The 22,794-nt window shown below is 61.4% G+C and carries 17 protein-coding genes and 4 pseudogenes; 12 read left to right on the plus strand and 9 right to left on the minus strand.

Features of this window, described 5'->3' with window-relative positions:
* Nucleotides 1-44: 44 nt before the first annotated feature.
* Entirely contained in the window at nt 45-1,145 is a 1,101-nt protein-coding gene (locus MTX36_RS21245; RefSeq protein ID WP_243621680.1) for an iron-containing redox enzyme family protein, read from the minus strand.
* Here MTX36_RS21245 and MTX36_RS21250 point away from each other — a divergent pair, their 5' ends adjacent.
* The 3 genes from MTX36_RS21250 to MTX36_RS21260 all read left to right on the plus strand — a co-directional run bounded on the left by MTX36_RS21250 (nt 1,146) and on the right by MTX36_RS21260 (nt 4,033).
* Complete coding sequence (locus MTX36_RS21250; protein ID WP_243621682.1) at nt 1,146-1,367, plus strand: CDGSH iron-sulfur domain-containing protein; 222 nt, start codon at nt 1,146-1,148, stop codon at nt 1,365-1,367.
* A gap of 174 nt (nt 1,368-1,541) precedes the next feature.
* Nucleotides 1,542-3,017: an FAD-dependent oxidoreductase gene (locus MTX36_RS21255; RefSeq protein WP_243621683.1), complete on the plus strand. Its 1,476-nt coding sequence runs from the start codon at nt 1,542-1,544 to the stop codon at nt 3,015-3,017.
* A 221-nt stretch (nt 3,018-3,238) separates the two neighbouring features.
* Nucleotides 3,239-4,033: a hypothetical protein gene (locus tag MTX36_RS21260; RefSeq protein ID WP_243621684.1), complete on the plus strand. Its 795-nt coding sequence runs from the start codon at nt 3,239-3,241 to the stop codon at nt 4,031-4,033.
* A gap of 27 nt (nt 4,034-4,060) precedes the next feature.
* Here the strand turns inward: MTX36_RS21260 and MTX36_RS21265 are convergent, their stop codons facing one another.
* Nucleotides 4,061-4,381 carry an amphi-Trp domain-containing protein gene (locus MTX36_RS21265; protein ID WP_094275026.1) on the minus strand — a complete coding sequence of 107 codons (321 nt, stop codon included), beginning with the start codon at nt 4,379-4,381 and terminating at the stop codon, nt 4,061-4,063.
* A 123-nt stretch (nt 4,382-4,504) separates the two neighbouring features.
* Nucleotides 4,505-4,942, minus strand: a complete 438-nt coding sequence (locus MTX36_RS21270; protein ID WP_243621686.1) for a hypothetical protein — start codon at nt 4,940-4,942, stop codon at nt 4,505-4,507.
* Between the two features lie 582 nt (nt 4,943-5,524).
* On the opposite strand from MTX36_RS21270, the pseudogene MTX36_RS21275 reads away from it, so the two are divergent.
* Nucleotides 5,525-5,851, plus strand: a pseudogene (locus tag MTX36_RS21275) (transglycosylase family protein); the annotation flags it as partial.
* A 149-nt stretch (nt 5,852-6,000) separates the two neighbouring features.
* Here the strand turns inward: MTX36_RS21275 and MTX36_RS21280 are convergent.
* Together MTX36_RS21280 and MTX36_RS21285 are read right to left on the minus strand one after the other, a co-directional pair.
* Nucleotides 6,001-6,588: pseudogene (locus tag MTX36_RS21280) on the minus strand (alpha/beta hydrolase); the annotation flags it as partial.
* A gap of 67 nt (nt 6,589-6,655) precedes the next feature.
* Nucleotides 6,656-7,951, minus strand: coding sequence for a M23 family metallopeptidase (locus MTX36_RS21285; protein ID WP_243621687.1), 1,296 nt, complete (start codon nt 7,949-7,951; stop codon nt 6,656-6,658).
* A gap of 199 nt (nt 7,952-8,150) precedes the next feature.
* Here MTX36_RS21285 and MTX36_RS21290 point away from each other — a divergent pair, with 199 nt between their 5' ends.
* From MTX36_RS21290 to MTX36_RS21310, 5 genes are all read left to right on the plus strand, one after another.
* Nucleotides 8,151-8,573, plus strand: a complete 423-nt coding sequence (locus tag MTX36_RS21290) for a hypothetical protein (RefSeq protein WP_243621688.1) — start codon at nt 8,151-8,153, stop codon at nt 8,571-8,573.
* A gap of 68 nt (nt 8,574-8,641) precedes the next feature.
* Nucleotides 8,642-9,199 carry a hypothetical protein gene (locus MTX36_RS21295; protein WP_243621690.1) on the plus strand — a complete coding sequence of 186 codons (558 nt, stop codon included), beginning with the start codon at nt 8,642-8,644 and terminating at the stop codon, nt 9,197-9,199.
* Nucleotides 9,200-9,246: 47 nt separating this feature from the next.
* Nucleotides 9,247-10,638, plus strand: a complete 1,392-nt coding sequence (locus MTX36_RS21300; RefSeq protein WP_243621691.1) for an NAD(P)/FAD-dependent oxidoreductase — start codon at nt 9,247-9,249, stop codon at nt 10,636-10,638.
* 72 nt (nt 10,639-10,710) lie between these two features.
* A complete protein-coding gene (locus MTX36_RS21305; RefSeq protein ID WP_243621693.1) occupies nt 10,711-12,546 on the plus strand; it encodes an acyl-CoA dehydrogenase in 1,836 nt (611 codons plus the stop codon).
* Nucleotides 12,547-12,581: 35 nt separating this feature from the next.
* Nucleotides 12,582-13,058: a polyketide cyclase gene (locus MTX36_RS21310; protein ID WP_243621694.1), complete on the plus strand. Its 477-nt coding sequence runs from the start codon at nt 12,582-12,584 to the stop codon at nt 13,056-13,058.
* 401 nt (nt 13,059-13,459) lie between these two features.
* On the opposite strand, the pseudogene MTX36_RS21315 reads toward MTX36_RS21310, so the two are convergent.
* From MTX36_RS21315 to MTX36_RS21330, 4 genes and pseudogenes are all read right to left on the minus strand, one after another.
* Nucleotides 13,460-14,466 (minus strand): annotated as a pseudogene (locus MTX36_RS21315) (IS481 family transposase).
* Nucleotides 14,467-14,591: 125 nt separating this feature from the next.
* A complete protein-coding gene (locus MTX36_RS21320; protein ID WP_243621695.1) occupies nt 14,592-16,187 on the minus strand; it encodes a putative Ig domain-containing protein in 1,596 nt (531 codons plus the stop codon).
* 225 nt (nt 16,188-16,412) lie between these two features.
* A pseudogene (locus MTX36_RS21325) lies at nt 16,413-16,820 on the minus strand (protein translocase subunit SecD); the annotation flags it as partial.
* 81 nt (nt 16,821-16,901) lie between these two features.
* On the minus strand, nt 16,902-18,065 hold the full coding sequence (locus MTX36_RS21330) for a sensor histidine kinase (protein WP_243621697.1): 1,164 nt from the start codon (nt 18,063-18,065) through the stop codon (nt 16,902-16,904).
* 65 nt (nt 18,066-18,130) lie between these two features.
* Here MTX36_RS21330 and MTX36_RS21335 point away from each other — a divergent pair, with 65 nt between their 5' ends.
* From MTX36_RS21335 to MTX36_RS21345, 3 genes are read left to right on the plus strand one after another with little or no spacing between them, the layout of a single operon-like run.
* Nucleotides 18,131-18,871, plus strand: coding sequence for a TSUP family transporter (locus MTX36_RS21335; protein WP_279394890.1), 741 nt, complete (start codon nt 18,131-18,133; stop codon nt 18,869-18,871).
* 4 nt (nt 18,872-18,875) lie between these two features.
* Nucleotides 18,876-20,402, plus strand: coding sequence for a TldD/PmbA family protein (locus MTX36_RS21340; RefSeq protein ID WP_243621702.1), 1,527 nt, complete (start codon nt 18,876-18,878; stop codon nt 20,400-20,402).
* A complete protein-coding gene (locus tag MTX36_RS21345) occupies nt 20,399-21,760 on the plus strand; it encodes a metallopeptidase TldD-related protein (protein WP_243621704.1) in 1,362 nt (453 codons plus the stop codon). The genes MTX36_RS21340 and MTX36_RS21345 overlap by 4 nt, the downstream gene beginning before the upstream one ends.
* The last annotated feature ends 1,034 nt before the right edge of the window (nt 21,761-22,794 follow it).

Raw genomic sequence — 22,794 nt, forward strand, 5'->3', positions numbered from 1 at the left:
GATACTCTTCATTCAGATCTTGATCCCTGCGTGCATTTCGTTGATCACTCAATCGGCGCTGAACAGGACCGAAAAGGCCCAAGCCGTGCTGGAAGCAATGAAGACTCTCCCCGCTCCCAGCTGCCCGTAATGTGCTCGGCCAGTAGATCATCGAACACCAGACATGCTGCAGCGCCGAATAAAATATTCCTGCCCATGGCAGGATCCTGCTCAGCGAGCCCTCCCGCAAGGTCACGAACCGCGATCTGCTCGTGAACCGAGTCGGCTTCGACATGCTCGTCGTAGAACAAAGTGGCGCGAGCGTCTAAACCGAGCCTTCGCAGGCCGGCGCTGTAATTCTTGCTCGGAAGCGAGGAGGTGGTCTCCACCGCACACAGATGGCCGACCAAAGCCCCGAGATGGCGTCTGTGCAGGCCGAAGAACGAAAGCACGTTCAGTCCTGCCAGAGTAACTGCCGGAACGACTTCGAGGTAATGCGCATAGTGATCCGAGAGGCCGAGTTCGCGCATCGTCGTCGCAAAGAGCGTCGAGTGCATCCGTTCGAGGCGGCCTCCTCCGTACTCGTCTGCCTGCACCTCCACCAGAGCAGCCTTCGGCGCCCCGGCGAGGCGAGGTATGCCCAAGGTGTGAACGTCGGATTCCCTCAGTTGATTGAGCGAACGGTGGACAAGCACCTCTCGAAACTGGTCCCAACTGGCTTCTGTTGCCATGAACTTGGACATACTCGGGCCAGTCGACGGGGCAGTCATCGCCCACAGTTCGGACACCACATCGCCATCCTTGACCTGCTGCGTGCCCACGACGTCACGCACCGCTGCTTCGAAGATCGTTTCCAGTGCGGCACGTCCTGCGAGAAGGTCGAGGTTCCATTCCCAATCGTCGGACACACCGTGAAGCCCCTGTAGATGCAGTTCGTACAGCAGTGTCAACGTCAACTGTGCGTCCTCGTCGAACAGGATCGATCGTCCATCGTGTTGCTCAGCCAACCCCCGGACGGCGGCATTGAAGGCCGCAGGGTTAGCGTCGGAACCGGACAGCACCGCGATCAACCTCGCACTGACCGATCCTCGCGCAGCAGGGATCGGCATGCGCGTACTGACGTTGGTTGTGTGTGATGGTGCTCGATCAATCTCTGTGGAGGACATGTGAGCTCCGTTTCCAATCCTGGATGTGAGGATCGCGATGTCACGATCACGGTATGCCCGGACGGTCCGCTGCTCGTACGCGGCCCGGCGACTCTGATCGACGCCGACGGCAACCCGATCAACCGCGAACGAGCCACTGTAGCGCTCTGCCGATGCGGCGGAACATCGATCCCGCCCTTCTGCGACGGTACGCACAAGAAGCGAAAATCTCGACGTCCCTGAGGGGCCAATTCCTTCCATGCGACGGGCAAGAGCCGGCGAACTGGCCGAGACTGTCAGGGACGCAAGCGATTCAGTCGTCTCCCACTGACTGGGTCATTTAATTCTCGATCCGCTGAAACACCCCTACTGTGACTGGCACCACTCTGATGCCAGTATCGACAACAGGAGAACCGGATGAGCGCACGCGTACCCGTCACAGCCATCGATATCGCTGAGATCGATTCCTTCGACCACGAAACCGATGTCCTCGTTTTGGGTTACGGCTGCGCCGGCGCTTCTGCCGCACTCGAAGCTGTGGAGTCGGGGGCCGACGTGATCCTCCTCGAACGGCAGAGCGGCGGGGGTGGATCATCGGCGCTCTCCGGCGGCGAAATGTATCTCGGCGGCGGCACCCCCATCCAAGAGGCGTGCGGCTTCGACGACACCGCCGAAGAAATGGAGAAGTTCCTCCTCGCCGCCCTCGGACCAGACGCGGACCGGGAGAAAGTAGGTCTCTACAGTCGCGAGAGCGTCGCCCACTATCAGTGGCTGGTCGACCACGGTGTGCCGTTCAAACCGTCGCTGTGGGACTCCCCCACCTGGGTTCCGCCCACCGACGACGGCCTGATGTGGATGGGTGAGAACGCCTATCCCTTCTACGAGATCGCCAAGCCCGCGCCTCGCGGACACCGCGTGACCTCTGACGGGTTCGGCGGCAAGATCCTGATGGCTGTGCTCAGCGAGGCCGTCGAGAAAAGCGCCATCGCAGTCCACTCCGACACGACAGCGCTGCGGCTGATCACCGATAACGGCCGGGTGGTCGGCGTCCTCGCCCGACACTTCAACGAGACGGTCACGTATCGAGCCCGTCGCGGCGTCGTCATCACCACTGGCGGCTTCGCCGACAACAAGGAGATGCTGGCGCAGCACGCACCACAGTTGGTGGGCCTGAGTGTCAACAGCGACGGCGGCGACGACGGCCGCGGCATCGTGATGGCGCAAGCTGCGGGCGCGGCAGTCAAGCACATGTCGGCCGGCCAGGTCGGGATCTCGTTGGTGCCCGGAATGATGGTGCGCGGCATGATCGTCAACAACGTGGGCCAACGATTCATCAACGAAGACGTTTATCCCGGCCTAGTCGGACAGGCAGCGCTCTTCAAGCACAACCTGAAGGTGTGGGTCATCCTCGACGAGCAGGCGTACGAGGAGGTACCAGTCGACGAACGATGGGGCGTGCAACCACATTTTGTCGCCGAAACCCTCGAGGAGCTCGAACGAGAGATCGGCATGCCGGAGGGTGCACTACAGAATACCGTCGGTGAGTACAACCGCTTCGCGGCCGACGGCGAGGACCCGTACTTCCACAAGTCCGAGCGTTGGCTGCGACCGTTGCGGTCGCCGTTTGCCGCGATCGACGTCCAACGTGGCATGTCCCCACCGGAGCTCGGCGACAACGGCACCGACGGCGGTGGCGCCGCGGTATTCACCATCGGCGGCTTGCACACCACCGTCGACGGCCACGTCCTTGACCTCGGCGGCGACGCGATCCCCGGCCTGTTCGCAGCGGGGCGCGCGACGTCGGGCCTGCACTCGTGGGGCTATGTCAGCGGGACCTCACTCGGCGACGGTACATTTTTCGGCCGCCGAGCGGGCATCGCCGCGAGCCGGTAGCCGCGGATCCCGGGCAAGGGGAATATCCCGTCGCACGTGCTCGTTGTACAGGCTGTCGGAGTCCGATCCATTGCCCCGGGTACCACCCCAGAAATGCCGCTTCGAGCGGCCACTTGCCGAGAGGCGCAAGGCGGATGCCGACCCTGACATAGCCGCTGGATTCCCTTCGGGGCCGGCGGCTTCGTCATGTGCGGATGGCGTCGGCAATGCCACAATGACGTGTGGACTTCGACAGCGCGGCCGACGATCTCTACGGGCTCGAACCCGCGGAGTTCGTTGCTGCCCGAAACTCCTTCGTGACGCGAGCCAAGGAAGCTGGCGACAAGGCACTGGCAAAGGAACTGGGCAGTCTGCGAAAACCCACAACGACGGGTTGGGCCCTCAACTTGCTTGCTCGGGCTGAGCCGGAGAATCTCGATCGGCTCCTCGATCTCGGGGCAGCGCTGCGCTCGGCGCAGCAAGCCCTACGCGGTGACGAACTGCGGTCGCTGACAATCCGCCGCGCCGCACTCCTGTCTGAGCTCACCGACAGCGCAGTAGCCGCGGCCAAGGACCGCGCTCACCAGTTGCCGGAGTCCGTGCTGCGCGAGATCGGCCAGACGTTGTCCGCGGCGCTCGCCGACCCCGATATCGGAGACGACCTGCGCCGCGGGCGGATGCTCGGTGCAGTGTCCTACAGCGGCTTCGGACCGGCAACCCTCGCATCGGTGCCCGAGCCGCCAACTCCGACCGAAGACACCATCCGCGGAGCCGACGAACAGGCGCGCGGTGAGGCACATTCTCGCGTCACGGATGCAGAAACCACTGTGGGCCAGACGAATTCCGAGCTGAACGGGGCGATCGAACGAGCAGAAAAGGCGACGCGCAGAGTCGAAGAACTCCGGGACGAACTCTCACGAGCCGAGACGGAGAGCCGGTTCGCCGACTCTGCTCGCCGCTCCGCCGAGCAAGCTGCCGAGCGTGCAACGGCGGAGTTGGCGCAGGCCCGACACCTCGCCGCCGAGTTCGACGCTTAACTTGTCGCTGACGACGCCCGGGGCAGATCAGGTTGCGGCGGTCTTCCGCGTCCGACTACGACGCACGGCCTTGGCTGGAGGCGCCGATTTCTCGGGTGCCTCGGACTTCGAGTCGCTGGACGGATCGTCGCGCCAGCTGATCTCGATCTCGATCTCGCACTTGTCTCCGTCGACCTCAATCTCGAGCTCCCACTGGACCCGATCGGCGACAACGATTTCAATCGAGTCTCCACCGGAGCCCAATTCCACCTCGGAACCGCTCGCAAGTGCATGTCCCAGCGCAATAAGCCTCTCAGAGGCCTCTTTCCGGGAAAGTTCGGACTTCCGCTTGATCTCCAACTTTGGCACGACGGACCCCTGACCTCGAAGCAATGTCCATTCACCGTAGCGGCCCCAGCGCCGATAGCCGACCCGAACCGGAGAAAGTGACGAAATTGGGTCCGTGAGAATGGAGTTGAGCGCGTAGGCCATTCATCCCGACCCTGCGCAGCCCGGGTCCGGGAAGTAAAGGCATGACGCAACAAAGGCAACGACTGCGATCGCTCCCACAGCACCGTACGTAGACGGACCCCAGCCGTCGAGGCCCACCCATACGAGAGCGGCGATGATCACCAGCGCGACTGCCATGCCTGTTGCACCACCGAATGCGAGTCTCCAACCCATCAACCGGCGGCCCGTCGCGTTCTGCGGCATGAAGGCGAGTACGGCCCTTCCGGCGAAGATCGCAACTACGCCCAGTAACGCTCCCGCAGGAAGCGAGCACAGGATGCCGAGGAAGATCCCCAGGAGCCGCGTCGTGAAACCAGGAGCCGCGAATTGCCGTGCGACGTAGATCCCGCACAAGGCGCCGCTGACCAGTGGCCACATCGTCGCCGTCCTACGCCACGTCCCGCCTCCCGGGCCTGTCATCTTCCAACCCTACGACGGGTACTGACACCCTCGGCACTCTCGCAATGGAAGCTACGGACGCAGACACGGGCATCTCGTAAGCCGGCATCTGAGCATCCGTCCAGATTCTGCGAAGCTTTCAGAGCCAATTCTTTTGGCCTGCAAGGAAAACCAAGGCGGTCGGTCGACAAGAACCGGCCCACAACACACCCGAAACTCCCCCCACCGGAACCACCCGCAGCGGTCGTTCGAATGTCACAAATCGCTCGAAATCAGCTCACATCAGGCCAACAAAGACCGTCACAAAAGTGATCTGCATCACATGTAGGTGCAATTCTGTAACGTTTTCCGCGCCCGATTAACGGCAATTGACCTGCAAAAACACCAACTGATGCACATCCGTTGCACAAAACTGCGCAAACACGCCGACCCGTGACCAATCCGTAATCGTTCTCTATCGTTGTTCTCAGCCCGAGCAACCGGGCAGCACCGAATCGCCGGCGCCACATCCCACCCCGCGATATCGGACAACATCATTCCTAGTAGTGGGAATTGAGACGGTCACCGTCTTCCAACGGCGGGACCCGAAAGGATTCACCCCGAATGACCAAGAACACCGTTACCCGCACCATCGCAACCGTCGCCGCAGCCGGAGCACTCGCAGCAGGAGCCCTCGGACTCAGCGCCGGCACCGCATCTGCCGCCACCCACGACTGGTCCGGCGTCGCAGAATGCGAATCATCGGGCAACTGGGCTGCAAACACCGGCAACGGCTTCTACGGCGGACTGCAGTTCACCCAGAGCACCTGGAACGCCTTCGGCGGATCCGGCAGCGCCCACAACGCCAGCCAGGCCGAGCAGGAACGCGTCGCCGAAAACGTCCTCGCCGGCCAGGGCGTCGGAGCATGGCCCGTCTGCGGTCAGTACCTCCGCTGATCCCAGCCCTCACTACTTACGTCACTGCCGGTGACCGTCGACTTCGACGGTCACCGGCAGTTTTCGTCTCGGTCGACATCTCATTCCGAGAAGGCGCATCACCCGAGGGGAATGTCCTTGAACCACAACAGGTTCGGAAATTGTCAGCGAGAAGTCGTACCGGGGACCCGGTCGAGGTGGCGAGCAAAGAACCGAGCCGAGCTCTCGCGCTCGTACTCGGGCACCGGGTAATGCCGGCCCGAGTAAGCGTGCAATGTCTTCTCCTTCGACGCGAAGGCATCGAACAACGCGATCCCGGATGTACGGTCGAATTCCTGGTCATCCCACGGAATCCGATACTCAACCGGGACGGTGACCTTACGTGCCGCCTCGATCAGTGCGTCGTCCACGAAAACCCCACCGAAACTCACGGCAACGATTCGTGGTTCGACCGCTGACAACATCAGCCCCGTCACGACACCCAACGACACACCGCCGTAACCGATCGACGCTTCGGCGCCGATCTCGGGCAATGCCTGGAGAGCATCCAAGGTCACTTGCCATTCCGGAACCGCGCGCTCCGCCAGCGACCTGCTGTAGTCGACGACGATCGGGATGATCGGCTCCCCTGCCGCCCGGGCCTGATGAATCTCCTCGGCCCACCGTTGATCCTGCACGTTTCGCGGCCGGTCACCATGACCAGGCGCGTCGATAGCGGCGACGGTGTACCCATAGGTGGCCACGCTGTGGAGAGGCTACCGACACACCACAACGCCTATTACGTCCATTTTCTGGCGCCGTCCGGCTCGTCGGCCCAGCCTAGGGGAAGTTCACGATCGCCAGGTTAAGCGGCATTTCGCTTGTCCGCGACTCCGGCTTCGGCAACTTTCCCTGCAGAAACGTGCCACTCAGGTAGTCATCTGCATCAGCGATCTGCTGCGGCGCAACCTGCCCGTCGTAACCAAAGCTCTTCAGTTCATACGGCAAGGAATCCGCCTCGAGCAGGCTCGGTCCGTTCATCAGCTGAAAATGCAGATGTGAAGCATTGGCGTTGCCGGTGTTTCCGAGTCTTCCGAGCACCTGACCTTCGGTCACCTTGTCGCCGGGCTTGACCGTCACCGACCCGGAGATCATGTGGGCGTACATTGCGTACACGCCGTCACCGAGATCGAGCACAACGTGATTCCCATCGACATTCTCGACAGTCAATTTCGCCGCTAGCGCCGGATCGCTAGCAGGCAGAATGCCCGGAGCATTCGCCTCCATGCCGTCGAGGATCGAGACCACCGTGGCGTCGGCAACGGCAAGAATATCTGTCCCGTAGTCGACGTAGCTCTCATTGTCGGTCTTGTCACCGGCATAGAACTCGCCCTGATCGTTCGTGCGCTTCCAGTCGATCGCGAAGCGCTGACTGTTGTTCAGTTTGCCGTTGACCGACATCACCGAACTGCGATGCGGAAAACCCGGTTCGCAGCAGCCGTTGAGCGCAATCCAGTTGTCACCACGCACCGGCGGCGAGATCACCGGAACGGTCTGCGCGGAGAAGGCAACCGGCATTGCCAGGTAGTCGATCGGCCCGGGCGCACCGAATGCCGGTGAGGCAGCGCCGGTTCCGTAGAGGTGATGCAGCACAGCCTTCGGTGCCTGGTCGAGCGAGTCCAGAGTGAAGTCGATGAACAGGACCCGACTCTCCTGCGGCGGGATCGCAGCGCTGTCGACGTAGCCCGCGGGCAGGTCGCGCAGTCGATTGCAGTTGCCGAAGGCGCACGTCGGGTCAACCAGTGCCGAGCCGGAGAAACTGGCAATGATCTTTGTCGGATCTGTTCCGTCGACTACATCGATCTTGTCCAGGCTCGCCGGCACCTTGGTGGCATTGGTGAGTTGCAGATCGTAGGCAACGTGATATTTGCCGTCGGTTCCCCGGAACGGCAGGGGCGAATTCCCGATCGTGTTGAACGTGAGCGCGGTGAACGCATCCGGAACGCTCACACCGGCGACGGAACCGGCCGGCGGTGACGCGTCGGCTGTGAGCGCCGAATCAGAGTCGGAGTTCGACGAACATCCGGCCGCGACGAGTGCGACTGCGGCAATGAATGAGACGAATAAGATCGGCACGCGGCGGATTGTCACGCTGGAACTCCGTTTCTTCAGTTCGAAAGAACGTACCAGGCAAAACGGACTCATCGGACTCGTTTGAGGTCACGACTTACCGGTGATCAAGACCCATTGGTGGCGACGACCAACTTGCACCGACCACACCCCGCGTGCAGGATGGGCGCGACACCTAGTCACCAGAGCGCTGGAGGTATCCGTGATGAAACTTGTTCGCCGACTTACCATCTGCACGTCCGTCGCCATCGGTTCCGCTCTAGCGCCGGTGTCTGCCGCCTCCGCTGCAGACACCGTTCCGTTCCAGATCAACCCGGCACCGTTCGGAAACCCGAACGGCAGCTTCGACGTACCGCCGATCCGCTGTACGGCCGTGGTCGGCGAGCAGCCTGGCGCGGTGACGATCACCGGCGGCAAGGAAGACCGATGGGGCTGCCTTCTCTCGTCCGAGGTGCTGTGGCTGAACCTCTCGACCGGGGCATCCGGCTCCGCTCGGCTCTCGGACGGGCTGAACGGAATTCCGGCCGCGGCGATCCTGCCGACCGGCGCCGGGCAGGTTGCAGTCACCGTCATACCGGCTGTTGGCGGAACGACCATCCCCGGCGTCGCAACCTTCTATGTTCCGTAGATGACCCGACCCAAGCCATCTGACGTCATTTGCCGTCGGCACGCTCATCGTTGTGCGAAGGTTCGCGGATGACTGACGATAAACGTCCGGCGTCCTGGTGGACCGCGCTCACCTGGTTCACAGTGCTACTTGTCGCCCTCGCCTGTGGCGTTATCGTGTGGTCCTTCATGCCGCCGGTCGTGTTCTTTCCGATCTTCGCGCTCGCAGCATCGACGCTCGCCATCGTGGGTGTTGCGTGGTTGGTACTCAGCCTGGTTGGCTGGATCAAGTACCGGGCACTGCGTTTGAGTACCGCTGCACCGGTACTCGTGCTGATCACCCTCGCCCTCGTGATGTTGTCCGTCCCGTCACGCGTTGCGTTCGCGGTATCCAAGGACTCCCTCGCCGCAATGGCCGTAGATTGCCAGAAATCTTTGGACGCCCAGAGGATCGGCGTGTACCGGGTGGTTCAGATTTGGCCGGACAACAATGGGTGCCGCTTCCAAATCGAGGGTGGACTGCTCAATTCGATCGGCTTGGCGTACCTGCCCGACGGGGCGCCGTATCTCGGCGAGCCGCGACGTGAAGGCGACACCGGTTACGAAAAATTCGACGGCGACTGGTACCTGTTCGTCAGAGGATTCTAGGGCCAAGGTGCAGACGACGCCGCAGCGCCTGTGCCAGAATGGATACCGTGGCCTACCTGGTAAAACCCGGACATCGTGCACCGCCGGTCAGTGCGCCTGTGCCGGTAGACCCGTCGCTCCCTCGGGTGTGTGTCATCGGCGCGGGATCATCGGGCATCGCCGCGGCCAAGGCGCTGTATTCCGCCGGCATTCCGTTCGATTGCTTCGAAAAGGGCAGCATGATCGGCGGCAACTGGGTCTACAACAACCCCAATGGCCAGTCCGCTTGCTATGAGACGTTGGAGATCAACACCTCCTGCCCGCGCATGGCGTATTCGGATTTCGCGATGCCCGCCGATTACCCGCCCTATGCGCGGCATGAGCAGGTCCACGCCTACTTCGAGTCGTACGTCGACCATTTCGGGTTCCGGCACACGATCACTTTCAACACCACCGTCGACGATGTCCGGCGCGAGTCCGACGGCACCTGGTCGGTGCGCACCAACGGCCCCACCGGCAAACGCGTCGAAATCTACGACGCCGTCCTCGTCGCCAACGGGCATCACTGGGACGCGCGCTGGCCCGAGCCCGCCTACCCGGGCGCATTCACCGGCACTCAGATCCATGCCCACGACTACCGCAGCCGAGAGCAACTCGCCGACCGTGACGTGGTCGTTGTCGGTATGGGGAATTCGGCGCTCGACATCGCAGTCGAGGCATCGAAAGTTGCTCGCAGCACAACCCTTTCGGTACGGCGCAGTCAGTGGGTACTGCGCAAGATGCTCTTCGGCAGAGCAGCCGATCAGGTCGCGCTTCCCGGATGGATGCCGTGGTGGGTGACTAGTGCGAGGTTGAGGCTCGGCGCCGTCGCCTCCGGCAGCCTCACCCGTTACGGTTTTCCCCGGCCAACGCACAAGCCGGGCCAGTCGCACCCGGTGCAATCCGAGCAACTGCGCGCACGACTCGACGCCGGCGCGATAGTTCCACGCCCGGCAATCGACCGATTCAACGGCGACACAGTAGTTTTCACCGACGGAACCAGCACACGAGCCGACCTGATCGTGTGGGCCACCGGCTACCGGGTCAGCTTTCCGTTCCTCGACCCCGACCTGATCCGTGCCCGTGACAACGACCTTCCGCTCTGGAAGCGAACAGTGCACCCGGATCTTCCAGGCCTGTACTTCATCGGACTCCTTCAGCCCGTCGGCGCAGTAATGCCACTAGCCGAAGCGCAATGCGCCTGGATCACGGACATCCTCACCGGCCGATACGTTCCGCCGGTAGACGCGCAGATCCGTAGGCAGATGGCACGCGAGCACAACCGCAACAAACGCCAGTTCTACACCTCGCCTCGACACACGATGGAAGTCGACTTCGACCACTACCTCTGGGATCTCTCCCGGGAGTGCAAGCAGGGTGCCCGCCGCGCCCGTGCAACACACTTATCCCCCCTCCGTTAGCGACCTACGGTTGCGTACGGATTCTCTTCTGGGGCAGGCTTCTAACATCGGTCTATTGCGGTAGGAGAAGCTGTGAGCCACTACAAGAGCAATGTGCGCGACATAGAATTCAACCTTTTCGAGGTCCTCGACCTGAGCAAGCTACTCGACGCGGGCGACTACGGAGATCTCGATACCGATACCGTTCGGAACATTCTTGCGGAAGTTGCAAGGCTCGCCGAAGGGCCAGTTGCGGCGTCGTACGTAGACGCCGATCGCAATCCTGTGGAATTCGACGCCGAAAACCATCGCATCATCGTGCCCGGTCCACTTCGGAAAACTGTGGCAGCTGTCAATGAGGCCGGATGGTCCCGGTTGGGACTTCCGGAAGGCGTCGGCGGCGTTCCGGCCCCCGCGCCCCTGGTCTGGGCGATCGGCGAGATGATGGTGGCCGCCAACGCGTCGGCCAGCTTCTTCAACATGGGTCCACTGATGGCCAGTGTGCTGTATAACGTGGGTACCGAACAGCAAAAGCATTGGGCCAAAACCGGGTTGGATCGCGGTTGGGCGGGCACGATGGTGTTGACCGAACCCGATGCCGGCTCCGACGTCGGCGCCGCCCGGACCAAGGCAATGCAACAGGACGACGGAACGTGGCACATCGAAGGCGTCAAACGATTCATCTCCGGCGGCGATGTCGGTGATACCGCCGAAAACATATTCCACCTGGTGCTGGCACGTCCGGAGGGCGCAGGTCCGGGAACGAAGGGCCTGAGCCTGTTCTATGTGCCGGCGTTCCATTTCGATCCCGAGACACTCGACCTCGGCGAACGCAACGGTGTGTACGTCACCGGCGTCGAACACAAGATGGGGATCAAATCCTCACCGACGTGCGAATTGACATTCGGTGCCACGGAGGTGCCCGCAGTCGGTTGGCTGGTCGGCGACGTACACAGCGGTATTGCCCAGATGTTCCAGGTAATCGAGAACGCCCGGATGATGGTCGGTACCAAGGCTGCCGGAACTCTGTCCACCGGCTATCTGAATGCTCTGGAGTACGCCAAGATACGTATCCAAGGCTCGGACCTCACCGAGATGGCAGACAAGACGGCGCCGCGGGTGCCGATCATCAATCACCCGGACGTCCGCCGAAGCCTCGCGATGCAAAAGGCGTACGCCGAAGGTCTGCGCGCGGTGTATCTCTATACGGCGGCTCATCAGAATGCCGACGTAGCTCAGCATGTATCCGGAGCAGACGCGGAACTGGCGCATCGAGTGAACGATCTACTGCTTCCGATCGTCAAGGGCGTCGGCTCGGAGCGAGCGTACGAGTGGCTCACCGAGAGCCTGCAGACGTTCGGCGGCTCTGGATACTTGCAGGACTACCCCATCGAGCAATACATCCGCGACGCGAAAATTGACACGTTGTACGAGGGCACGACAGCCATCCAGGCGCAGGATTTCTTTTTCCGCAAGATCGCGCGTGACCGTGGTGTCGCGCTTGCCCATGTTGCCGGACAGATCAAGGTTTTCATCGACAGCGAAGCGGGCAACGGGCGACTCAAAGCGGAACGCGCGCTACTTCGCACGGCGCTCGACGACGTCCAAGGTATGGCCGGGATCCTCACCGGTTACCTGATGGCCTCGCAAGAGCAGGCCGGGGAACTGTACAAAGTGGGACTGGGCTCGGTGCGGTTCCTCCTTGCTGTGGGTGATCTGCTCATCGGCTGGCGACTGTTGGTGCAGGCCGAAGTAGCGATGAAGGCACTCGATAGCGGTAGTTCTACCGCAGACGGGCCCTTCTACGAGGGCAAACTCTTGGTGGCGTCGTTCTTCGCGAAGAACGTCCTACCAACACTGACGTCGACGAGAGAGATCCTGCGCGATATCGACAACGACGTCATGGACGCGGACGTGTCAGTTTTCTGATCCGTGAGATGAAAACATCTGACAGGATTCCCCATATGACTACTGAGCGAATCGAAGTACAACGGATCATCCGCGCGGATCCCGCGTCGATCTTCGAAGTCCTCTGCGATCCCCAAGGACACGTTGCCATCGACGGCTCCGGAATGTTGATGGATGCGGACGGCGACACCGTGACGGCGGTCGGCGACAGCTTTGTCGTACACATGGATCGCGAGGCCCTCGGTGACATTCCGATGGGCGAGTACGACGTGACCGTGAACATCAAAACCTTTGTGCCGGGACGTGAAATCGCCTGGACTATCCTGGGAACGATTCGACCTGCGATCGGGCACGTCTACGGCTATCGGATCGAACCGACCGACGCCGGTTCCCTCGTGACGTCGTACTACGACTGGTCCGCCATTGACGCCAAATGGCGTGAGGCAGGGATCTTTCCAGTCATCGCCGAAACGTCGTTGAAGTCCACCCTCGGGATTCTCGCTCGAACAGTACGTCGAGGCTATCCGCACTGACCGGATCCCATTGCCGACCCCGGTGAGCTGCAAACCGCTTGTGATTTGTACCAGGCAAGCAATGTCTCTGGTATCGAACTGGCCGAGAAGCTCACTCAGCCTGGGGATCTCGTTCGTCTTGAAGGCCATCCTCGACCTGCCCAATCACGACGCCGCTGGCCTGGTCCATCGCCGACAGAAGGGACGTGTCAGTTTTCTGACACTGTGGTGACGCCGAAAGGCGGATCACAGAACCGCACTCTGCCCTCCCCGGCAGAGTGCCGGTTCTTCCCTTTTTGCCGACCACCCGATCCGGCAGTCGCAAGATGGTCACCGAGACTCGGCCGAAACAGTCGAAGCCTCTCACCACTAGGTGAGAGGCTTCGACTGTTCCTGTCATCTCCGGAGGTGTTTGTGAAGGGCTAACTGTATGAGGCGCGGACGTTGGTGACGCGGTGCCGGCGGTAAGCGGCAGGCGGTCGTCCTCCGCGTGCTGAATGCGGTCGGTGATAATTGTAGTGAACGTTCCAGATTTCCACGGCGGTGCGTCGTTGCTCCTCGCTGGTGTACTCGCGGGAGTAGAGCAGTTCTTCGGCGAGGATGCGGTTGTAGCGCTCGACTTTCCCGTTGTGTTTCGGGGTATACGGCTTGATGCGGTAGTGCCGCGCTTCTCGCAATGAAGATGTGAAATCTGATGCCCGATAACATGATCCGTTGTCGGTGATCACGCGCTCGATACGGATGATTCGGTGCGCGGCGAAGAAGATGCGGGCGTTGTTCATGAAATCGATGGCTGTTGCTGCGGTTTCGTTGTCGCGGGCCTCGGTGTACGCCAGCCTTGTGTTGCCGTCGATCGCGGATGCAGGTAGGTGTAACCGATGCGGGCCTGCTTGTTCTTCGTTTTCCGTTGCTGGGATCGTTTGGCCTTGTCGGAGCCGCGGCCGTGGGCACGCCAACCGACGCAGTCGGGGATCTTTCCGACTTCCTTGATGTCGACATCCACCATCTGCCCTGGCCGTTTCGCGATGATGACCTGTGGTTTTCGGTTGGTTTCGCCGTTCGGGTCGATGAACCGGCGGCGGTGCAATCCCAGGTTCCGCAGGATTTTCGTGACCGTTCGACGAGCAATAACGATGCCGTCGGTGCGCAGTTCGAACGTGATCCGTGAGGCCGACCATTTCCGGGTCCGTCGCATCGCTTCGATCTCGGCCACAAGCCCTGCCGCTGTGGCGGCCGGGTGATGGTGCGGTGCGCTGGATCGGTCCTGTAGTCCCAGGTCACCGTACTTGCGATACCGGTTGACCCACTTGGAGGCGCATTGGCGGGAGATGCCCATTTCGGCCGCTACGTGGGCGATCGGACGGCTCTGGCACCGCTCGATCAGGCGGCGTCTTCCTTCCACTGTCAGTGGAGCATTACGGTGTGTCACAGGGCTGGTCCTTCTTGGTCGAGAACGGCTATGTCGCAATTCCCATTCTCGCGCCGAGGACCAGCCCGTCTACTTCAGTCCCGCGTCATCAACGTCCGTACCCACAACAGCTAACTCAACTCATATCAGCTTCCGAAACTGAAAGATGAGCTACCCAGGGAGCCGAGCGAACCGAGGGATCCGGTCGCCGGCGGATCGACCACCGGCGGCGCAGCCGCGACAACGACGGTGACAGTGAGCGTCAGGTCAGGATCGACACCGTTGGCTGCTCGGAGAACGAACGTGTACGTCCCTGCAACGGTGGGGGTTCCGGACAGAACACCGTCGGTGAAGGTCATGCCGGTGGGCAGCAGCGCCGCGTCGACCACGGTGACGGTGGGGGTGGGGTTTCCGGTGACCGTGAACTCGCGGGTCAACGGCGTTCCGGCGATACCGTTGAGGGTGACCGGTCCGGCGTCGGTGAATATCGGAGCTGCCGGTGCTGCCGCAACAGTGAGTGTGACAGTCAAGGTGGCGGGGGTTCCGACACCGTTGTCTGCGGTGATCGTGAACGGGAACGACCCTGTAGCGGTGGGTGTTCCGGTCAAGGCACCGGTGGTGGGGTTGAGGGTGAGTCCGGCCGGGAGTTCGGTCGCGGTGAGGGTCGGGGCCGGGTTACCAGTGACCGTGAACTCTCGGGTCAACGGCGTTCCGGCGATCCCGTTGAGGGTGACCGGTCCGGCGTCGGTGAATGCGGGGGCAGTCGCCTTCTTCAACGCCACCGAATGGAAGCCGCCGGCGGCGACGGCGGTGAAGCCGCTGCCGGCGGGGGTGTTCGTGACCTGCTGGTTGCCGTTGTTTCCCCAGGAGGCGATGGTGCCGTCGGATTTCAGCGCCACCGAATGACCGCTGCCGGCGGCCACGGCGGTGAAGCCGCTACCGGCGGGGGTGTTCCTGACTTGAAAGTTGCCATCGAACCCCCAGGAGACGATCGTGCCGTCGACTGTGAGCGCCACCGAATAGAGGCGGCCGGCGGCGACCGCGGTGAAATTGCTACCGGTGGGGGTGTCGGTGACCTGCTGCTGGCCGTCCTCTCCCCACGAGGCGATCGTGCCGTCGGCTTTGAGCGCCACCGAATGGTCGCCGCCGGCGGCGACGGCGGTGAAGCCGCTACCAGTGGGGGTGCCGGTGACCTGCTGGTTGCCGTTGTTTCCCCAGGAGGCGATGGTGCCGTCGGATTTCAGCGCCACCGAATGGCGGGTGCCGGCGGCCACGGCGGTGAAGCCGCTACCAGTGGGGGTGTCGGTGACCTGCCCGTCGTCGTCGTATCCCCAGGAGACGATCGTGCCGTCGGTTTTCAGCGCCACCGAATAGTCGCGGCCGGCGGCGACCGCGGTGAAATTGCTACCGGTGGGGGTGTTGGTGACCTGCTGGTTGGCGTCATCTCCCCAGGAGATGATTGTGCGGTCGGCTGTGAGCGCCACCGAATGGGCGTAGCCGCCGGCGACGGCGGTGAAATCACTGCCAGCGGGGGTGTCGGTTACCTGCTGCCTGATGTTGTCTCCCCAGGAGGCGATTGTGCCGGGGGCTGGGGCCGGCGTATTGATCGGCACACCGACGGGTGCTGCGGCTGCGGTGGTCGCGGCGGCGAGCGCCAAGAATCCGGCGGCCGCGAGAGCGGCGAACCCTCGACGGTGTCCGTGTCCGTGTGGCCGGCGGTGCTGATATTCGGTTCTTGTCATGGTGTTGGCCCTTTCCGGGCGGTATCCGCACAAGGTGCGGTGCGGCTACCAGAAGCAACCACGCCGTAAAAGTACAGGGCATTCCCCCTGTTGCCGACAAATTGCTCAAGATTGCCCGCACCGACAAACGCACAACCCTCACCGATACAACCCGCACTCTGCCTTCCCGGCAGGTGCGGGTGTTTGCTTTTCGTCCTCGGATCACTCGCGGGGAACACGTCAGTTCGATCGTGTAAAACGAATCGGCAACGCGCCGCTATTGAGCGTGGCAGCCAAGGTCGATGCGGTCTCTTCCGTGAATGACCCGGTTATGGACGTCGGAGAACCCGCCGGAGTCGCACCCTGGATCGTAGGTGCACTGACGATTTTCGAGTCGATGACGAACGCAGCCTGACGGCCGATGTTGACGGAGGTGAATTGAGCCCACGTCTGACTCCCCTCCGCTGTGAAGTCCACGCCGAGTTCAAATCTCTCCTGCTGATCGTTATAGGAGGCACTCGGAGATTTCAGGCTGTTGCCGCTCAGAATGCTCGGTCCCAGAAGGTAGATACTGGTTTCGGAGCACGCCACAAGCGGCAAAGAAGGATCGTCGTTGCCTTGCAGGGGATCAGGCGCTGAACAATCGATGGTTGCGAAGCACCGTGCTCAACCCTCCTAAGATATCGGCACACACCACGCAATCGGTATCGGTCGTTCGTACAGAGTTCGTGTGCCTCAATCGCGAATCTCAAGCGGCAGTTCCGCGTACACGCGCCAACTACCGTCCGGGCGACGACCGGTTTCGAGAGTGCCGTGCAAGACGTGGACCCGCTCGCGCATCCCGACCAATCCGTTGCCCGAACCTCCGATGAATGCTGATCTCGCAGAGCCGTTGTCAATCACTTCGAGCAGAACTGCGGTCTCGGTGCGTCGCACAGTTACACGCGCTTTCGGATTTGCTCCGGCGTGCCGCAATACGTTGGTGAGCGATTCCTGAACAAGTCGGTGGATGCCCAAACTGACGGACGGGCTGATGTCGTCGAGTTCTCCGGTCAACTCCAGCCGTACCTGCAACCCCGTCGCGCGCATCATGTCGACAACTTTGGCGATGCCGGCAGTTCCGTGCTGAGGCATCGCGTCGTCGCTGACTTCGGATCGCAGGAGTGAGACGGTGCGACGCAGTTCTGCGAGCGCGTCACGGCCGGTACTCGAGATGTTGCCCAATGCCTTCTTGGCCAGCGCAGGATTGGTATCAACGGCATAGGAAGCGCCGTCGGCTTGGACGATCATCACGCTCACCGCATGGGCAACTACGTCGTGGAGTTCGCGGGCGATACGCGTGCGCTCAGTTGCCACAGCTTCTTCGGCGCGTCGATCACGATCGTATTCGGCAACTTTCAGACGTGCCGCCACTTCCTCGTCGTATGCCCTTCGTGCACTGAAGAATTCAGCAGTGATCCAGGCAAGGGCAAACAGCAGTGCGGAAATGATGATCCCGAGGATCACGTCTTGTCGCACAACCAACGAGGACAATATCGTGTCCACGACGAGGAGACCGAGGTAGACGGCAGCGGTGCGCCGGTCGACGTACGCCACCAGGGTGTAGAGAGCGACACCGAGTGCCAGGAGGCCCGGATGCTCGGCTGCAGCACTGTCCGTCGTCCACATGATGAACGTGCTGGTCAAAGACATCAGGAGAATCGCGGCAGCCGACACACGCGGATACTTACGTCGCCACACGACTGGCAGGCAGATCAGAAGTCCGAGAAAAAGCTGTGGCCAACGCTCATCGCGATCAGAACCCACGAACGAAACAATTTCAAGGATAAAGAAGAGCAGCGCCAGCCCACTGTCCGCGATCAAGGGTTTACCCCGCAGCCACAGGCTGAACCTCCTCATGCGCTCAAGACTGTCACAACTGTGAAAGAGTCACCGCCGTGGATATCGCGGACTGGGGCCTACTCATGACAGCTGCAACTGCGGCGGGTTGGGTAGATGCCGTCGTCGGTGGTGGTGGTTTGATTCTGCTCCCGGCACTGTTCCTGGTGGCGCCCCAGTTGACGCCACAGGCCGCGCTGGCCACCAACAAGCTGACCGCGTTCACCGGCACCAGCGCCGCTGTCTGGACGTTCTCTCGTCGGATCCCGATGCAATGGCGTCAACTCGTCCCGGCAGCAATCTTGGCCGCAATCACCTCGGCGTGCGGCGCAGCTGCAGTCTCGTTGATCGACAAAAAATACTTCATACCCATCGTCATGGTCGTGTTGGTAGGCGTCGCGTTATTTGTGACGATGCGCCCGAGTTTGGGGACAACGCTGGCGACCCATCGCCCGACCCAACGAAAAACAGCGCTGGTGATCTTGCTGTCGGCGGGCCTCATCGGGCTTTACGACGGTTTGCTCGGCCCCGGCACGGGCACTTTCCTGATCATCAGCTTCGCGACATTTCTGGGCACGGAATTTGTGCGCAGCGCCGCGATGGCGAAGGTGATCAACTTGGGATCCAACTTCGGGGCGTTGACGTATTTTGCCGTCGCGGGCCATGTGTGGTGGAGCTTGGGACTGGCGATGGCCGTGTGCAATGTGGTGGGCGCGGTCATCGGATCTCGGATGGCGCTGAGCAAGGGCTCCGGCTTTGTGCGGATCACACTGCTGGTTGTGGTCATTGCCATGGTGATTCGTCTGGGATGGCAGCAGTTCGGCTAGCGTGATGACGGTGACCGTCACCCGAGATGTCGATGCAGATTTCCTCGCCCTCCCCCTCAATGCCGTTGCGGAGGCAGCGCTGTCCGCAGCCCGCGCTGCCGGAGCGCAGCACGCGGATGTCCGCGTTCACCGCCTGCTTACCCAGTCGATCCGGTTGCGCGACGGCAAAGTTCAAGCCGTCTCGGACAGCGACGAAGTGGGATTAGCCGTCCGCGTCATCGTCGACGGAACGTGGGGTTTCGCTTCGCATGCCGAGGTTTCGCCGGAAATCGCAGTACTGATCGCCCGCCAAGCTGTCGAGGTTGCCCTCGCATTGCGCTCCCTCAATCGCGATCCGGTCGCTCTGGCCGATGAACCGGTCTATGCCGACGCAACCTGGGTTTCGCCGTACGCGGTCGATCCGTTTGCAGTTCCGACGGCAGAAAAGGTTGATCTACTTGTCGACTATTCCGGGCGTCTGCAGGCATCCGACGGCGTCGACCACGTCACGGCCAGCGTCTTGCAGGTCAAGGAACAGACGTTCTACGCCGACCTTGCCGGTTCCTCTATCACCCAGCAGCGTGTGCGCCTGCACCCCGAGTTCGAGGCAACTGCCGTCGACAAGTCGGCAGGCAGTTTCGAGTCGATGCGGACGTTGGCTCCGCCGGTGGCCCGCGGCTGGGAGTACCTGGGCTCGGAAAGCACCTGGGACTGGTCCGACGAGCTGGCACACATCCCAGCGTGGCTGGCCGAGAAGGTCAAGGCTCCGTCCGTCACACCGGGTCTGACGGACTTGGTGATCGATCCGACAAATCTGTGGCTCACGATCCACGAATCCATCGGTCATGCAACCGAATACGACCGCGCGATCGGCTATGAAGCCGCGTACGCCGGCACCTCTTTCGCGACGCCCGAGAAGTTGGGCACACTGAAATACGGCACACAGATCATGCACGTCACCGCTGACCGAACCGCCGAGCATGGCCTGGCCAGCGTCGGATTCGACGACGACGGGGTTGCCTCGCAGCGGTGGGATCTCGTGAACGACGGCACCCTGGTCGGCTACCAACTCGATCGCGCGTTTGCGCCGCGCCTGGGCTTGGAGCGCTCCAACGGTTGCTCGTACGCCGACTCCGCGCACCACGTTCCGATCCAGCGGATGGCCAACGTGTCCCTCTCGGCGGATCCTGAAACTGATACGTCGACGGCCGAGTTGATCTCACGCATCGAAAACGGCATCTATGTTGTCGGCGACAAGTCATGGTCAATTGACATGCAGCGCTACAACTTCCAGTTCACCGGCCAACGATTCTTCAAGATCCGTGACGGCAAACTCGACGGCCAACTCCGCGACGTCGCGTATCAAGCCACGACCACAGACTTCTGGGGATCCATGGAAGCGGTCGGCGGAGCATCGACGTGGAAACTGGGCGGCGCCTTCAACTGCGGCAAAGCTCAACCGGGGCAAGTTGCTGCCGTCAGTCACGGTTGCCCGTCTGCACTGTTCCGCGGAGTCAACATCCTCAACACCCGTTCGGAGGCTCAACAGTGATCATGGCGCAGCAGGTAGTCGAACGCGCATTGGCTGCGCGGACTGTCGACGAATCGATAGTCATCGTGACCGACGCCAGCGAAGCGTCGTTGCGGTGGGCCAACAATTCGATGACCACCAACGGAGTGTCACTGTCTCGCACGTGGACAGTCATTTCGATTGTGCGCGACGGTGATGTGACCCGCGTCGGCACGGTCAGTTCCAGCAGTGTTGATCCCGAGCAGATCATCACTCTTGTGAAGGCCAGCGAGGAGGCTGCTCGCACAGCAACACCCGCCGACGACGCATCCGATCTCATTCCAGCAGGTCCAGCCAGTTCCGACTGGGATCTGGCCCCGGTACTCACCGATATCAATGTCTTTGCGCAACTAGCGTCGGATCTTGCGACAGGTTTCGACGGTGACGATCAGCTGTTCGGCTTTGCCCACCACCAACTGCACACGACGTGGCTGGGTACCTCGAGCGGAGTGCGTCGACGCACAGTCCAGCCCACCGGTTCCGTCGAGATCAACGGCAAGCGCGGCGACGCCAGCGCCTGGGTCGGATCCGGCACCGTCGACTTCACCGATATCTCCACATCGGACTTGTTGTCACAGTTGACCACTCGCCTCGATTGGGCAAAGAACTCGGTGAGCCTGCCGGCCGGACGCTACGAAACCATCCTGCCCCCGTCCGCTGTCGCCGACCTCATGATCTACCTGATGTGGACCATGGAGGGTCGCGGAGCCGAGGAAGGTCACACGGCTCTCTCCACTACCGGCGGAACGCGGATCGGTGAAACCCTCGGCAATCTAGCGTTGACCCTGACATCGGACCCCGAAGCTGACGGCCTGGAATCTGCGCCGTTTGTTGTCACCACATCGTCGAGCGAATCCGTCTCCGTCTTCGACAACGGCCTGGATATCGATCGCGTCGACTGGATCAAGGACGGCATGATCGCCGCTCTCGCGTATCCGCGTCACGCTGCTCGAGAATTCGGTCGGCCAGTCGCCGTTCCCGGCGACAACCTGCTCCTGACCGGCGGTGACAGCAGTTCCATCGAGGACATGATCGCCAACACCGAGAAGGGGCTCCTTCTCACGACGCTCTGGTACGTCCGCGAAGTCGATCCCACAACGCTGCTGCTCACCGGGTTGACCCGTGACGGGGTGTATCTGATCGAGAACGGCAAGATCGTGGGAGCGGTCAACAACTTCCGATTTAACGAGAGCCCACTCGATCTGCTGAGGAGGGTCACCGAGGCCGGTCGCACCGAGGTCACACTCCCCCGCGAATGGAAGGACTGGTTCACCCGCACCGCAATGCCGCCGCTGCGGATCCCCGACTTCCACATGTCGTCGGTCAGCGCGGCGCAGTAGAACGCTTTCTTCCTATTCACAAGGTTGGTGTCGATCAGAAGCCGCGGTTCATCCCGTCAGCAGGGGATCGACCCAGAGCATCGACCGCGGCGATCAAACCTGCGACCGGGGCCAGTGCACAGAAGATAGACCAAAACCGAATATCGCGCGAAAGCTTCGCACAATCAGCCAGCCGATGCGAAGCCTACACTCATGCGCGGATTCGAGAATGAACAAAGTCCGCGAAATTCACTGTCCATCTCAGCACGCCGGCAACTTATCCACTTAACGACGGAGCGATACGCTGATGATGCAGAGAATACGATCCTGGAAAACGAAATAATTTCGATAAATGTTCAGGAAATATGCAATGTGCCCTGCAGCATTTTCGACCCACCATCCTGTCGTCGACGACTACTGGTGCTGCGCATACCCGCTGAACAGGTGATACGCAGCACCATTCGTCACTGAGGTTACTGCGGGATCTCCGGAGTCTCCGGCGAGTCCGATGAAAATGAATCAACGAATGCGATCAACTTTTGCAACAGTACCGAGATATCGAAATCTTCCAAACTACCCATTTCAATCTTCCCTTCGCTGTGATCTTGAATCAATCCTTACAACACCGAATGTAGATCACATTTTGTCAACGCGCACGGCAACTCTCCCACGATGTCGACATTGCGGCAATCAGCAAGATCTCGGTTAATATTGCGTATACAGCCAGCTCAATGGACCGTAATCCACATGCCTACCCCGACAGAAATGCAAGGTAAATACATTCAAGCTAATTTTGGGAAAAGTTTATCGGAATCCGAGAAAATGGATGAAATCTGGTTGTGCACCAGCCGATGAAACCTCCCCGGAGTCGATCGTCAGCATCATCTACCCCGCCCTGAAGGACCAGGTTTGCTGCTCACCAACCTAACCTCAATCTTGCATGAGAGGCCGCTGCCGGCCTGAGCGGTTCGCCGATCATGTTTTCACGGCCCGAATCAGTATCCGAATATGACCGGTCGACCCGTGTGCAGTCGGGATGCTGCCGGATTCCACAT

This window comes from Rhodococcus sp. ARC_M6, from assembly GCF_022810305.1.
Lineage (GTDB): Bacteria > Actinomycetota > Actinomycetes > Mycobacteriales > Mycobacteriaceae > Rhodococcus_F.